Annotated in this window: 15 protein-coding genes; 7 read left to right on the forward strand and 8 right to left on the reverse strand. The window is 71.0% G+C overall.

Going from position 1 to position 12,893, the window contains the following annotated elements; translation table 11 throughout:
• The first annotated feature begins 12 nt into the window (after nt 1–12).
• Nucleotides 13–927, forward strand: coding sequence for a universal stress protein (locus tag OED52_RS04315; protein ID WP_264153452.1), 915 nt, complete (start codon nt 13–15; stop codon nt 925–927).
• A gap of 82 nt (nt 928–1,009) precedes the next feature.
• Here the strand turns inward: OED52_RS04315 and OED52_RS04320 are convergent, their stop codons facing one another.
• Nucleotides 1,010–1,273, reverse strand: coding sequence for a hypothetical protein (locus OED52_RS04320; RefSeq protein ID WP_264153453.1), 264 nt, complete (start codon nt 1,271–1,273; stop codon nt 1,010–1,012).
• Nucleotides 1,274–1,353: 80 nt separating this feature from the next.
• The gene (locus OED52_RS04325; RefSeq protein ID WP_413247712.1) at nt 1,354–2,277 is read right to left on the reverse strand and encodes a nitroreductase family protein; all 924 of its coding nucleotides are present in this window, start codon (nt 2,275–2,277) and stop codon (nt 1,354–1,356) included.
• Nucleotides 2,278–2,460: 183 nt separating this feature from the next.
• Here OED52_RS04325 and OED52_RS04330 point away from each other — a divergent pair, with 183 nt between their 5' ends.
• Nucleotides 2,461–3,108, forward strand: a complete 648-nt coding sequence (locus tag OED52_RS04330; RefSeq protein ID WP_264153455.1) for a response regulator — start codon at nt 2,461–2,463, stop codon at nt 3,106–3,108.
• A gap of 28 nt (nt 3,109–3,136) precedes the next feature.
• Here the strand turns inward: OED52_RS04330 and OED52_RS04335 are convergent, their stop codons facing one another.
• From OED52_RS04335 to OED52_RS04345, 3 genes are read right to left on the reverse strand one after another with little or no spacing between them, the layout of a single operon-like run.
• Nucleotides 3,137–4,795, reverse strand: coding sequence for a sensor histidine kinase (locus OED52_RS04335; protein ID WP_264153456.1), 1,659 nt, complete (start codon nt 4,793–4,795; stop codon nt 3,137–3,139).
• Nucleotides 4,792–5,436: an alpha/beta hydrolase family protein gene (locus OED52_RS04340; RefSeq protein WP_264153457.1), complete on the reverse strand. Its 645-nt coding sequence runs from the start codon at nt 5,434–5,436 to the stop codon at nt 4,792–4,794. The genes OED52_RS04335 and OED52_RS04340 overlap by 4 nt, the downstream gene beginning before the upstream one ends.
• A 43-nt stretch (nt 5,437–5,479) precedes the next feature.
• The gene (locus tag OED52_RS04345; RefSeq protein ID WP_264153458.1) at nt 5,480–6,004 is read right to left on the reverse strand and encodes a hypothetical protein; all 525 of its coding nucleotides are present in this window, start codon (nt 6,002–6,004) and stop codon (nt 5,480–5,482) included.
• Nucleotides 6,005–6,130: 126 nt separating this feature from the next.
• Between OED52_RS04345 and OED52_RS04350 the strand changes: the two genes are divergently transcribed.
• On the forward strand, nt 6,131–6,580 hold the full coding sequence (locus OED52_RS04350) for a DUF2243 domain-containing protein (RefSeq protein ID WP_264153459.1): 450 nt from the start codon (nt 6,131–6,133) through the stop codon (nt 6,578–6,580).
• 7 nt (nt 6,581–6,587) lie between these two features.
• Nucleotides 6,588–7,436 (forward strand): cytochrome c oxidase assembly protein, encoded by an 849-nt coding sequence (locus OED52_RS04355; RefSeq protein ID WP_264153460.1) that lies wholly within the window; start codon nt 6,588–6,590, stop codon nt 7,434–7,436.
• Here OED52_RS04355 and OED52_RS04360 read toward each other — a convergent pair.
• Complete coding sequence (locus OED52_RS04360) at nt 7,382–8,248, reverse strand: Fpg/Nei family DNA glycosylase (RefSeq protein ID WP_264153461.1); 867 nt, start codon at nt 8,246–8,248, stop codon at nt 7,382–7,384. The two genes, OED52_RS04355 and OED52_RS04360, sit on opposite strands and share 55 nt — an antisense overlap.
• A gap of 122 nt (nt 8,249–8,370) precedes the next feature.
• On the opposite strand from OED52_RS04360, the gene OED52_RS04365 reads away from it, so the two are divergent.
• The 3 genes from OED52_RS04365 to OED52_RS04375 are packed head-to-tail and all read left to right on the forward strand — an operon-like array spanning nt 8,371 to nt 10,027.
• Nucleotides 8,371–9,171, forward strand: a complete 801-nt coding sequence (locus OED52_RS04365; RefSeq protein ID WP_264153462.1) for a thymidylate synthase — start codon at nt 8,371–8,373, stop codon at nt 9,169–9,171.
• Nucleotides 9,171–9,665, forward strand: a complete 495-nt coding sequence (locus OED52_RS04370; protein WP_264153463.1) for a dihydrofolate reductase — start codon at nt 9,171–9,173, stop codon at nt 9,663–9,665. The genes OED52_RS04365 and OED52_RS04370 overlap by 1 nt, the downstream gene beginning before the upstream one ends.
• Nucleotides 9,666–9,700: 35 nt before the next feature.
• Nucleotides 9,701–10,027 carry a cupin domain-containing protein gene (locus OED52_RS04375; protein ID WP_264153464.1) on the forward strand — a complete coding sequence of 109 codons (327 nt, stop codon included), beginning with the start codon at nt 9,701–9,703 and terminating at the stop codon, nt 10,025–10,027.
• A gap of 24 nt (nt 10,028–10,051) precedes the next feature.
• On the opposite strand, the gene OED52_RS04380 is transcribed toward OED52_RS04375, so the two are convergent.
• On the reverse strand, nt 10,052–11,578 hold the full coding sequence (locus tag OED52_RS04380) for a carboxylesterase/lipase family protein (protein WP_264153465.1): 1,527 nt from the start codon (nt 11,576–11,578) through the stop codon (nt 10,052–10,054).
• 48 nt (nt 11,579–11,626) lie between these two features.
• Nucleotides 11,627–12,850 carry a hypothetical protein gene (locus OED52_RS04385; RefSeq protein ID WP_264153466.1) on the reverse strand — a complete coding sequence of 408 codons (1,224 nt, stop codon included), beginning with the start codon at nt 12,848–12,850 and terminating at the stop codon, nt 11,627–11,629.
• Nucleotides 12,851–12,893 lie beyond the last annotated feature (43 nt).

The following is a 12,893-nucleotide window of genomic DNA, read 5'->3' on the forward strand; positions in this document are numbered from 1 at the left end:
GTTGCGTCTGCGATGAGTGAACCCACCCCGGTCGTCGTGGCCGTCGACGGGTCCGAAGCGTCCACCACAGCGGTGATCTGGGCGGCCCGCGCCGCCGCACTGCGTGGCCGGCCGCTGCACATCGTCACCGTCGTCCACATCCCCGCCTTCTACTACTCCGAGCCCTACCTCGCGCAGAGCTTCCACGAGGAGATGAAGGCGACCGCCCGCGATCGGCTCGCCGGCGCCGCCGAACTCGCCCGGCAGGCCGTCGACGAGCAGAACGGGCACGGACCCGTCGAGATCGTCACCGAACAGCTCGAGGGCAAGGTCGCGCAGACCCTCGTCGCCCGCGCCGAGCACGCCGACCGCCTGGTGGTGGGCTCGCGGGGTCTCGGCGAGGTCAAGGGCCTGTTGGCCGGATCGGTCTCCACCGCCGTCGCGTCCCACTCCGCCGCACCCGTCGTCGTGGTGCGGGGACGGACCCTCGACGGTGCGCCCCCGGCGGAGGGACCCGTGGTGGTCGGTGTCGACGGCTCGGTCTCGTGCCGCGACGCCGTGGAGGTCGCCTTCGAGGAGGCGGCGGCCCGGAACACCACCCTCGTGGCGGTCAACGTGTGGAGCGACGTGAGCGTGCAGCCCTCGCTCGGGGCGGTGCCCGAGGATCCGCACTGGAGCCGGATCCAGACCGGCGAGGAGATCGTGCTCGCCGAGCGGCTGGCCGGCTACCAGGAACGGTATCCGGACGTGGTGGTCGAGCGGGTCGTCGAACGCGACCGCCCGGTGCGGGTGCTCAGCGAACTCGCCGAGCGCGCGCAGCTTCTGGTCGTGGGCAGCCGCGGCCGGGGCGGTTTCAAGGGACTGCTGCTCGGTTCGACGAGCAACGCGCTGATCCAGACCGCGGACTGCCCGGTCGTGGTGGTGCGATCGAAGGAGACGGAGGACTGACGCACCGATCCGGTGCGAGTGGACCGACATACCGGCCCGGTGCGGATCGATCGATCCGCACCGGGCCGGTATCGACGGGGCGTCAGCCGAATTCGTCGACGCCCCGCGCGTGCAGTTCCGCCCACCGGTCGGCGGGATGCACACCTCGCCGGATCGCGTCGTTCTCGACGAGGACACCCACCATCTGCGACAGCAGGAAGGCGATGTCCTCCAGGTGCCCGAACTCGTACCGGGTGGACAGCCAGCCGGAGATGTTGCCGGACTTGGCCGCTCGGGCCAGGTCCAGAGCGACGGGGAACAGCTCCCGGGCCGGGTCGTCGACGTGGTTCTCGGTGGGTGCGCTCACCGCACCTCCTCTCGTGTGTCGCTGGTGGACGGGTGTTTCCGGTGGGGCGGTGTCTCCGGTGGACGGAGCCGGACCCGTGCTCAGAAACCCACGCGCAGGATCAACTGCGGCAGATCCGGCAGGTCGAGCATCTCGGCGAGCCGCACCGCGGAGTCCTCGACCCGCAGCGGATGGGTCACCACCGACGCCGACAGCCGGGCGTCGACCGCCGCGAGCCAGGCACGCTGGGTGGCGACCCCGACCCGCAGCAGTTCCTCGGTGGATGCCGACGGTGCGGAGAACAGAAACACCGCCTCGCGGGCGATCGCCGCGGCCAGCGCCCCGGTGTCGAGCGATCCGGTGGTGACCATAGCCCTCCCGGCCGCGCCCCGGTCGTCGAGGGCGGCGTCCCAGTCGGTGACGACCTCGTTGTTGCCGAACGGCTGCCAGTGCGAGGTCCACGAGAACATCTCGCGCTGGTAGTGCGGATTGCGCCGCTTCGCCTCCGTTGCGTACGCGAGCACGTCGGCCAGGGCGGCGGCCTCGTCGACGGCCAGCAGCCGCACGCCCACCCCCTCGACCTCGCAGGCCGCGGACTGGATGTCGGCGAGCATCTCGGCGGGAACGGGGATGTCGGCGAACGACTCCCGATGACTGCGCCGGTGCGAGATCGCCGCGTACAGACGCAGGTCGCGGCTCGCCGGGGTGGCCGCCCCGAGCGTCTCCACCCGGGCGACCAGCTCGGGACGGTTGGGGTCGGGCAGCAGGTGGGTGCGGGTCCGGTTACCCAGCACCCGGATCGCCAGTTCGAGATTGGCCAGGGCGCATCCACAGGAGATCAACCGGTCGGGCCGCAGCGGGTCCGGGCCCGGCTCCGCGAAGTCGAGGCGTTCCTCGAGCTCGGCCGAGTGGGCGGGCAGCCGCAGGTTCCACGGCTGTGTGTCGTGGACGGACGGCGCCTCGACGATCGCCCGCGCGATGATCTCGGTGTCACCGATGGACCAGGTTCCGGCATCGACGGTCACGGCATCCTCCTCGTCTGATCGGTCACCACACATGTCGGGCATGGTTGGATCAGCCTCCCTCGAACGGCGCCTGCGAGGGAGAGGGAGAAGGTCCCGATCTGCGTGTCGAACGGCCCCGAAGACGCGGGCCACCGGGTACACCTGGGACAATCGGGGGACGGACTGCCAACGAAAGGTTCTGAGATGCCCCGCGTGTTTCTCGTCGACGATCACGAAATCGTCCGGCGCGGCCTGGTGGATCTGCTGAGCAGTGTTCCCGACTTCACCGTGGTCGGGGAGGCCGCGTCGGTGGGCGAGGCGCTGGCCCGCATCCCCGACAGCGGCGCCGACGTCGTCGTGCTCGACGTGCGCCTGCCCGACGGCAACGGGGTGGAACTGTGCCGCGAGTTGCGGGCCCGCCTGCCGGAACTGCGGGCGCTGATGCTCACCTCCTACGCCGACGACGAGGCGCTGTTCGACGCGATCATGGCCGGCGCCTCCGGCTTCGTCCTCAAGCAGATCCTCGGCACCGACCTCGTCGCCGCGATCCGCACCGTCGGCGAGGGTGGATCGCTGCTCGACAGCCGCGCCACCGCGGCGCTCATGGAACGTATCCGGGCCTCGCGCACCGCCGACCCGCTCGCCGAGCTCTCCGAACAGGAACGCGCCGTCTTCGAACTCATCGGTGAGGGCCTGACCAACCGCGAGATCGCCGAGCGCCTGTTCCTCGCCGAGAAGACCGTGAAGAACTACGTCTCACGCCTGCTCGCGAAGCTCGGCATGCAGCGCCGCACCCAGGCCGCGGTGCTCGCGACGGAACTGCGCAAGGAGCGCGGGCAGAGCCCGTCCTGACGGAGCCGGGCCGGGTCCGGTGCCCGGCTCAGATCGGCACCCGCCACACGATGCGGGTGCCGCACCCGTCGCCGGGACCGATCTCGAACGTTCCGCCGCACTGCTGTGCGCGTCGTTCGAGATTGTTCAGGCCGCTGCGCCGCGGTGTGTCGGGAATGCCCTTCCCGTCGTCGACGATCTCGATCCGGAAGTCGTCCTGCACCGACACCGCGACGATGATGTTGTCGGACTGCGAGTGCCGTAGCGCGTTGCTCAGCCCTTCGCGCAGCACGGCTTCCGCGTGCGGGTGGATGCGGGACGGCACCATCGTGTCGATCGGGCCGGCGAACTGGACGTTCGGTGCGACCGCCGAGTGTACGCTCAGGTCGCCGACGACGTCGAGCAGGCGTCGCCGCAGACTGCTCGAGGCGGCGGCGCCGGTGGTGTGCAGATCGAAGATGGTTGTGCGGATCTCGCGCACCGTGCGGTCGAGCTGCTCGATCGCGTGCCGCACCAGCTCGACGCGCCGCTCCTCGCTCACCCCGTCGGCCGTGCAGCTCTGCAGGCTCATGCCGGTGGCGAACAGGCGCTGGATGACGTTGTCGTGCAGGTCCTGTGCGATCCGGTCGCGGTCGGCGAGCACGTCGAGCAGACGCTTCTTGCGTTGCTGCTCGGCGAATTCGAGTGCCACCGCCGCGAGGTTCGCCATCGACTCGAAGCGGGCCACGCCCTCCTCGTCCCAGGGTTCGGAGCCGCCCTCGCGGGTCGCGATGAGCACGCCCGTGACCGTCGAGGTGGCGGACAGGGACAGCACCACCGCGTGGCCCTCGTCGCCGTTGCCGACGGGCGGCAGCCCCTCGAGACTGTCGAGGTGCACCACCTGACGCCCTCTGAGTGCTTGCAGCACAGGGGATCCGGTGAGGTCGATGCGGACGTCCTCGCCGTACGGCGTCCCGGGGGAGGCGGCGCGCAGGGTGCCGTGGGTGCCGTCGACGAGCACGATGTACACCCCGGTGCAGCGGGCGAGTTCGCGGACCTGGCCGACGAGCATGGACAGCGTCTCGTCCACCGAGCCGCCCATCAGCAACCGGGAGTTGATGGATGCCATTGCGGTGAGCCATCGTTCGCGGGTCAGTGATCCCTCGAACAGTCGCGCGTTCTCGACGGCCACACCCGCGGACATGGCGAGGACCTTGAGGATCACCTCGTCCTCTTCGGTGAACTCCGGAGCGCCCAGCTTCTCGGTGAGGTAGATGCTCCCGAACACCTTGCCGCGCACCATGATCGGAGTTCCGAGGAAGCTCTTCATCGGCGGATGGTTCGACGGGAACCCGATGGAGGCGGGATGCTTCGACAGGTCGGCGAGCCGGACCGGCCGCGGATCGTTGATGAGCAGGCCCAGGATGCCGCGGCCCTCGGGCAGGTGCCCCATCGTCTCGCGCTGCTTCGGGTTGATCCCGACGTACACGAATTCCGACAGCCCGCCGTCGGCGGCGCGCACACCGAGGGCGCCGTACCGGGCATCGAGCAGGGCCGTCGCAGCGGAGACGATGCGCTGGAGCATCGAGTCGAGTTCGAGACCCGACCCCACGACCAGCACGGCCTCGAGCAGACCCCGCAGCGTGGTGGGGGCGTCGACCGAGTCGTCCAGGCGGTCGCGCAGCTCGGCGAGCAGGGTGTCGATGGCGACGTCGGGGGTCTCGCTCATGACTTCACCGCCAGCAGGTGGAGAGCGGCGGGCACGGCGGACTCCGACGGATCCGACTTGGCGCGGCTCAGATCGTGGGCGGCGCCGGTGACCTCGACGAAGGTCGTGGCGCCGGACACGAGCGTGAGTGCCTGCCGCATCTCGTCCGGGCTGCCGAAGGGATCGCGGTCGCCGTGCACGAACACCGTCGGCACCGTGATCTCCGGCAGGTGCTCGGTGCGGGCCCTCTCCGGCTTCCCCGGCGGGTGCAGGGGATAGGAGAGCAGGACGAGGGCGTCGGCGATGTCCGGTTCGTCGGCCGCGAGCATCGACGTCTGCCGGCCACCGTAGGAGACGCCGCCGAGCAGCAGGGGCCCGGACACGCGTTCACGGAGCTCCGCGGCCGCGGCGGCCACACCCTCGCGGTCCTCCGCGGCGCGGGACGGCTGTGGTGGTCCCTTGGGCTTGCGCCGGCGGAACGGCAGGTCGTAGCGCAGGGCGAGGAAGCCGGCGTCGGCGAACCGGGAGCACATCAGCTGCAGGATCCGGGCGTCGCAGTTGCCCCCGGCGCCGTGCGTCAGTGCGACGGCACCCCGCGGGCTGTCCTCGGGAAGATGCAGGTGACCGGCCACGATGCCGGTGTCCAGCGGTTCGACACTCACACCGATACGGTAACCGTCGCGTCGTCGGCGGTCGTCCGCCCCTCTACCCGCTTCCACGGGGTAGGGGACCGACATCGGAGTGGCGGCCCGGCACGCGTTCGGCGTGGCGCCCTCCCGGGCCGAGGCCCCGGCGAGCCGCGAGCGCGTCGGCGACGGCACCGGTGACGAAGCCGTAGACGCTCTTGTGGAGGACGTCGATCGCCAGTTCCGAGCGGGGCCACGTCTGCGGCGGGGCTCCCACGCCGGTCGCGTTCTCGAGGATCTGGTCGTTGGTGAGGCGGACGACGGTGAACTTCGACGATGCGAGCGGTCCCCGCAGACCGACCTCGGCCATGACCGAACGCAGGACGCCGAGGGCGATGCCCTGTCCGAAGTGCATCGTCCAGTTCAGGGTGGTCGAGTGTTGCCCGGCCGATTCGGACGCGCCCGTCAGCCGTGCGAGTACGCGGCCCGGCACATGGGAGTTCGGTCGCCCGGTGACAGCCTGCTCGATCTTCTCCCCGACCGTCATGGCGGCGACACCGGCCGCACCGGCGATCAGGCCCTCCCACAGTGCGTTTCTCAGCATGGTTGCTCGGGTACCCGCCGCACGACCGGAACAACCCGTATTCCCAGGGCGGAGTCCTTCGGACGGCACGGTGAGGGAACGATGACCGGAGCGACACGACCCGGAGACACACGCGGTGGAATCTCGGTGCGGCACTCCGCGATCAGTGGTGCCCTCCTCGGTGTGGCGTTCGTGGCCGCGATCGACGAGATCGTCTTCCACCAGATCCTCGGTTGGCACCATTTCTACGACCGCTCCACACCCGCGGTCGGACTCGCGTCCGACGGTCTGCTGCACACGGCCGAGTTGCTCGTGCTCGTAGCGGGATTCGCGTTGCTCGCGGACGTGCACCGCAGACACGCCCTGGCGGTACGGCACCTCTGGGCAGCGCTGCTCATGGGCGCGGGCGCGTTCCAGTTGTTCGACGGGCTGGTGAACCACAAGGTGTTCCGCGTCCATCGGATCCGGTACGACGTCGACGTCCTGCCCTACGACCTGGCATGGCTCGGGGCGGCGGCCGTCCTCCTGATCGCCGGTGCCGTCCTGTGGTGGTCGGCGCGGCGGAGCGCCCGGACCACCGAGCTTCCGGGCGGATAGGAGCACGGTGCACGAGCATGCGATGCACACGGGACCGGGCACACTCGCCCTCGTCGTGCCGATCGCGGCGGCGGTGGGGGCCGCGCTGTACATCGGAGCGGCCGTGCGGCTCCGGCGCCGCGGCGACGCGTGGCCGTGGTGGCGTGACGCGAGTGTCACCGCAGGTGCCGGTGCCGTCGCGGCCGCAGCGGTGCTGCCTCTCGTCACCGCGACGGTGTCGCCACTGCCCGGTGGTCCGTTCACCGCCCACATGACCGGACATCTGCTCGTCGGCATGGTCGGGCCCCTGCTTGTCGTGCTGGGCCGCCCGGTGACACTGCTGCTGAGGACCGTGCCGGTGGGGCACGCCCGCACCGGTCTGCTCAGGGTGCTGCACTCGCGACCGGCCGCTCTGCTGACGGGGCCGGCGGTCGCGGCCGTGCTGGACATGGGTGGGCTGTGGGTGCTCTACCGGACGCCGTTGTTCGCGGCGATGCACGACGACGTGCTCGTCGCGACGGTCGTCCACCTGCACGTCTTCGCCGCGGGGATGCTCTTCACCGTCGCGATCTGCCACCTCGATCCGCTTCGCCGCAGGTACGGTCTCGTCCATCCGGCGGTGGTGCTGCTCCTGGCCGGCGCGGCCCATTCGGTGCTGGCGAAGTCGCTGTATGCGCAGGCGCCTCCCGGCACGACGTTCGACGCGTCCGACCTCGAGGCCGGTGCCCAGCTGATGTACTACGGCGGAGACGCGGTCGGGCTCGCCCTGGCCGTCGTGCTCGCGGTCCGCTGGTACGGCGAGGCGGGGCGGGTCCGTGAGCGTCACTTCAGAAGCCGGGACATCCGCCTGTCGGCGAGGACCTTCCCTCCGGTCTGACAGGTGGGGCAGTACTGGAACGACCGGTCGCTGTAGGAGACCTCGCGGACGGTGTCCCCACAGACCGGGCACGGCAGCCCGGTGCGCCCGTGCACGCGCAGACCCGACCGCTTCTCGCCCTTCAGTCGCGCCGCGTCCTGCCCGACCGAGCGGGTGACGGCATCGGTGAGCACCGACCGCATCGCGCCGAACAGGGCGGTCACCTCGTCCTCGTCCAGGCGGCCGGCGGTCGCGAACGGCGACAGCTGCGCGACGTGCAGGATCTCGTCCGAATAGGCGTTGCCGATGCCGGCCAGGACCTGCTGGTCGGTGAGCAGGGTCTTCAGCCGCGACGAGGTACCGGACAGCAGCGCCGCGAACTCGTCGCGCGTGAGGGCGAGCGCATCGGGCCCGAGCCGGGCGAGGCCGGGCACCTGCCGCGGATCGTCGACGACCCACACCGCGAGCCGCTTCCTCGTACCGGCCTCGGTGAGGTCGAAGGCCGGGGTCGTCGCATCGGGGGCGAACAGGTGCACCCGCAGCGCCAGCGGACCGCGGCCCAGTTTCGGGGGTGCCGGCGACGGCTCGTCGAGCCAGCGCAGCCAGCCCGCGCGCGACAGATGGGTGACCAGGTGCAGTCCCGACGCCTCGATCGCGAGGAACTTGCCGAAGCGCTCCGCTCCGGTGACGTCGCGTCCCTGCAGAGCCGTGATCGGCGGGTCGGCGGTCTGCAGCACGCTCAGGGCCGCGACGTCGATGCGGCCGATCACGCTGCCGACCGCGTGCTCGCGCAGGAACACCGCGAGTGCTTCCACCTCGGGGAGCTCGGGCATGGGGACAAGGCTACGGTCGCCGGGCGACACAGGGCTACGGTCGCCGGGCGACACCGGGCTACGGTCGCCGGGTGACTCGCGGGTGGCGCCGGACACCCTCGTGCCCCCGATAGACTGCGCTCGTGACTGTGTCGACGCCCTACGAAGACCTCCTGCGCCTGATCCTCGAGACCGGAGCGGAGAAGGCCGACCGCACCGGGACGGGCACGCGGAGCCTGTTCGGCCACCAGATGCGCTTCGACCTGTCCGAGGGCTTCCCGCTGATCACCACCAAGAAGGTGCACCTGAAGTCCATCGTCTACGAGCTGCTGTGGTTCCTGCGCGGCGACTCCAACGTCAAGTGGCTGCAGGACCACGGCGTGACCATCTGGGACGAGTGGGCCGGACCGGACGGCGACCTCGGGCCCGTCTACGGCGTGCAGTGGCGCTCGTGGCCGACCCCCGACGGGCAGCACATCGACCAGATCGGCCAGGTGATCGAGACCCTGCGCACCGACCCCGACTCGCGGCGCATCCTCGTGTCGGCGTGGAACGTCGCCGAGCTCGACCGGATGGCGCTCATGCCGTGCCACGCCTTCTTCCAGTTCTACGTGGCCGACGGCAGGCTCAGCTGCCAGCTCTACCAGCGCAGCGCCGACATGTTCCTCGGCGTGCCGTTCAACATCGCCAGCTACGCGCTGCTCACCCACATGGTTGCCCAGCAGACCGGTCTCGCGCCCGGCGAGTTCATCTGGACCGGCGGTGACTGCCACATCTACTCGAACCACATCGAGCAGGTCACCGAGCAGCTCACCCGCGAGCCCTATCCCTACCCGACGCTGAAGCTGCACCCGCGCGACTCGATCTTCGACTATCGCTACGAGGACGTCGAGGTGGTCGGCTACCGGCATCACCCGGCGATCAAGGCGCCGGTGGCCGTCTGATGGGGGACGTCACGCTCGTCTGGGCGCAGGCCCGGGACGGGGTGATCGGCAAGGACGGCGCGATCCCGTGGCGCGTGCCCGAGGACATGGCCTACTTCAAACAGGTCACCCTGGGCCGCCCCGTGATCATGGGCCGGCTCACCTGGGATTCGCTGCCGCCGCGGTTCCGGCCGCTGCCCGGCCGGCGCAACATCGTCGTCACCCGCGACCCGGCGTGGTCGGCCGAGGGTGCGACCATCGCGACGAGCATCGACGAGGCACTCGACCTCGCGCGCGGCGAGGGCGGCGAGGTCGTGGTGATGGGCGGCGCCCAGATCTACGCGGCGGCGCTGCCGCACGCCACCCGGCTGCTCGTCACCGAGATCGACCTGGACATCGACGGCGACGCGCACGCTCCGCGGATCGGATCCGAGTGGCGGGTGGAGGACGAAGGGGCGTGGACCGAGTCCACCAGCGGAACCCGATTCCGTTTCCTGCGGTACGCGCGAACCTGACTCCGTAAGTCCTCCCGTGGGCCATACTGCGGTACATGGACAAGCTTTCGTTGACCGCGCTGGCGCGACAGCAACTCAAGCTCGCGGCGACGTCGAGCAGCGGACGCAGTTCGCAGACGGTGTTCGGTGGGCACACCAGGCATCTGCGGCAGACCGTCGTGGCCCTGCTCGCCGGGCACGAACTCGGCGAGCACGACAGCCCGGGGGAGGCCACCATCCAGGTGCTGTCCGGTCAGCTCCAGCTGGTCGCCGGCAACGACGTGTGGAAGGGCTCGGCGGGCGATCTCATCGTCATCCCCGCCGTCCGGCACAGCGTCAGCGCCATCGAGGACGTCGCGTTCCTGCTGACGGTCGCCAAGTGACTCCGGTGCAGCGGTAGCGCCGGTTCATCCGACCCGGGTGCCGGTCGCGTATCCGCGGTAGCCCTCCCAGGCCAGCCGCCGCTCACGTCGCGGATCGTGCTCCACCCGCGTCACCGTGTCGAACACCATTGTCGCGCGGTCCTTCTCGTCGTAGGCCGGCCACGAGGGCAGCGGCTCCGCACGGTGGGCGACGTGCAGCCAGTGCCGCTGCATCGCCGAGGCCACGGCGCGCAGATCGCGGCGGCCGCCGAGCCCGGTGAGCGCGCGGCCGAGCGGGGTGCCGGACTGGTCGAACACCGCGAACAACTCCACCGCGTGGGTGGCGTCGAAACCCGTCAGGCGCAGCAGACGCGGCGCGAAGTCGAAGCGGTACATGAAGGTCGGTGCGAACCGCGCGTGGGCCTGCGCGATCTGCAGCGAGGGATACCAGAAGGTGAGATCGCCGCCGAGATCGATCGCGGCCCGCTCGGCCGGATAACCCGGATAGGCTGCCGTGACGCGGTCCTTCGCGTCCGGATCGGTGGCCGCGAACAACGCGTCGATCCGGTCGGGACTCGTGGGCAGCCCGTCGAGGAACTTCGGGAACAGCGCTCCTTCGCGGTCGTTGGTGCCGATCACCAGCGGCACCGGATGCGCCGCGCCCGTCTCGAAGGCCTCCTGCGGTTGCATCGGCACGAACTCACCGTCGACGACCGGACCGAAGGGATGCAGACCGGGGGTCGCGCGCAGCACCTGCGCCCCCAGCCGGGAACCCACCCGCCCCAGCTCGGCGGGGGTCGCCTCGTGCAGGGCCCGCGCCGCGGACTCCGGGTCGGCGCCGAGCAGTTCGACGAAGGCACGTCCCCATTCGGCCGACCGGTCGGCGGTGACCACCAGGTTCGGGGCCGGGCTCTGCGCGATCGCGGCGGAGAACAGGCCGCGGGCCGCGGGCGTGGCGAGCAGCGTCGTCACCGACGTCCCGCCGGCGGACTCACCGAAGATCGTCACCTTCTCGGGGTCGCCGCCGAAGGCCGCGATGTTGCGCTGCACCCATTCGAGCGCGGCCACCTGGTCGCGCAGACCGAGATTCGAGTCGAACCGCACGTCGTCGGTGGAGAAGGCGCCGAAGTCGAGATAACCGAGCGCGCCGAGGCGGTAGTTGATCGAGACGTACACGACGTCGCCGCGGCGCACGAGCGACTCGCCCCCGTACAGCGACAACGCGCTGGTGCCGAGGGTGAAGGCACCGCCGTGGATGAAGACCATCACCGGCCGGGGGGTGTGCGTCCGGCCGGCGGGGGTGAGCACGTTGAGGGTCAGGCAGTCCTCGTCGGGGCGCACCCGCACCCCTCTGCGCCCGGTCGCCGCGTAACGGGGGTGCTGGGAGGCCGCGTTGCCGAAGCGGGTCGCGTCGCGCACCCCGGTCCACGGCTCCACCGGCTGCGGGGCGCGCAGGCGCAGCGGGCCGACCGGGGGAGCAGCGTAGGGGATGCCGCGCCAGGCGACCAGGTCGCCGAGCCGGGTGCCGCGTACCGTGCCGTCCGCATATGTGACGAGGGTCTCTGCCGTCATGAGGGCGACTGTACGTGACCGCGGGTCACGAGCAGCGGCGTTCGCCGGTCACCAGTGCCGTCCCGTCAGGCCGCGATCGGCGAGTTCGGCGTCGATGTACCGGCGCAGCGTCGCCGCATCCGGGAACCGCTCGTCGTCGAGGGCGACGAACGAGAGGGTGCAGCGCTCGGCGCTGTGGCAGGAGTAGACCGACAGGCGGGTCGCGGTCGCGGCGTGCCGCTGCTCGAGACCCGGGTGCATCGCACGCATCGCGAGCCCGGCGGTGCGGTGCGGCCCGAGATTGGCGAGCTCGGGGGGAACGCGACCGATGTTCGAGCACAACAGGTCCCGCTCACCGGCACCCCGGGCCGCGCGGGCCGCGAGCCGGTCGGGCATCAGCTGCAGGATCTCCGCCGGGATGCCGTGGGGTGCTCCCTCGCGGGGCTGCCGGTAGGAGTGGAGGGCCTTGGCGTGGATCGCGGAGACATCGTCGTCCTCGTCGACGGTGACGCCGACCATCGCCACACCGTTGGAGACGGTGTCGCCCTCGCGCTCGTCGACGGGGATCGAGATGCTCAGCGGACCCTTCAGTCCGCTGCGGCGCGCCACCCCGGCGCTCACCGCGAGCAGCAGCGAGTTCGGGGTGCTCTCCGCCGCCGTGGCGGCCGCGGTCCACGCCGTGGCGTCGACGTCGACGATCGCGGTGCGGGGCCGCTCGTGCACCGGGTGCGGGGTGGGCCGGGTCTCGGTGCGGCGGGTGTAGCGGACCCCGCGCAGCCCCTTGCCGACCCGGCCGATCAACTGCAGGGCGTCGCGCAGATCGGAGGCGTGGTGGGGTTCCGGCCGGCGGGGACGGTCGGCGAGGGCGTCGGCGACCGCGGCGACGAAACCGCGGGCATCGGTGAGCACGTGCGAGCAGACCAGCGAGACCGCGGTGCCACCGCTCTTCAGATGCGTGGCGGCGAGACACCAGCCGGGCCCGAGCTCGGGGTCGACGTTCACGTCCGCGCGTTCGTCGGCCCAGGCGAGCAGGTCGGCGTCGTCGATGGGGGCCGGGGGATAGCGCAGCGGGTACACGTGTGTGCTCGGTTCGAAACGCGGTCGTGCTCCCGGCACGCGGGACCGGACGACGCGGCGGCCGAGGGGGCCTTCCGACAGGACGTCGTGCAAGGAGAGCAGCAGCGTCGCGTCGACCGTGTCGTCGGTGCGCCACAGGCCCTGCATCACCGACGGCAGGCCGCCGCCTTTGTGGCGGTGGAGGAACATCTCGTCCACGACGCTCAATCGGTTCACGGCTCCGACGGTAGCGCCGACCGTTGACCGAAGCACTGAATCA

It is taken from the genome of Rhodococcus sp. Z13 (assembly GCF_025837095.1).
In the GTDB taxonomy this organism is placed as follows: Bacteria; Actinomycetota; Actinomycetes; order Mycobacteriales; family Mycobacteriaceae; genus Rhodococcus; species Rhodococcus sacchari.

Coding starts and splice junctions, on each gene's coding strand:
- OED52_RS04330 (WP_264153455.1), top strand. CDS start 2,461: ATGCCCCGCGTGTTTCTCGTCGACGATCACGAAATCGTCCGGCGCGGC.
- OED52_RS04345 (WP_264153458.1), bottom strand. CDS start 6,004: ATGCTGAGAAACGCACTGTGGGAGGGCCTGATCGCCGGTGCGGCCGGT.
- OED52_RS04370 (WP_264153463.1), top strand. CDS start 9,171: ATGGGGGACGTCACGCTCGTCTGGGCGCAGGCCCGGGACGGGGTGATC.
- OED52_RS04335 (WP_264153456.1), bottom strand. CDS start 4,795: ATGAGCGAGACCCCCGACGTCGCCATCGACACCCTGCTCGCCGAGCTG.
- OED52_RS04360 (WP_264153461.1), bottom strand. CDS start 8,248: ATGCCCGAGCTCCCCGAGGTGGAAGCACTCGCGGTGTTCCTGCGCGAG.
- OED52_RS04380 (WP_264153465.1), bottom strand. CDS start 11,578: ATGACGGCAGAGACCCTCGTCACATATGCGGACGGCACGGTACGCGGC.
- OED52_RS04375 (WP_264153464.1), top strand. CDS start 9,701: ATGGACAAGCTTTCGTTGACCGCGCTGGCGCGACAGCAACTCAAGCTC.
- OED52_RS04315 (WP_264153452.1), top strand. CDS start 13: ATGAGTGAACCCACCCCGGTCGTCGTGGCCGTCGACGGGTCCGAAGCG.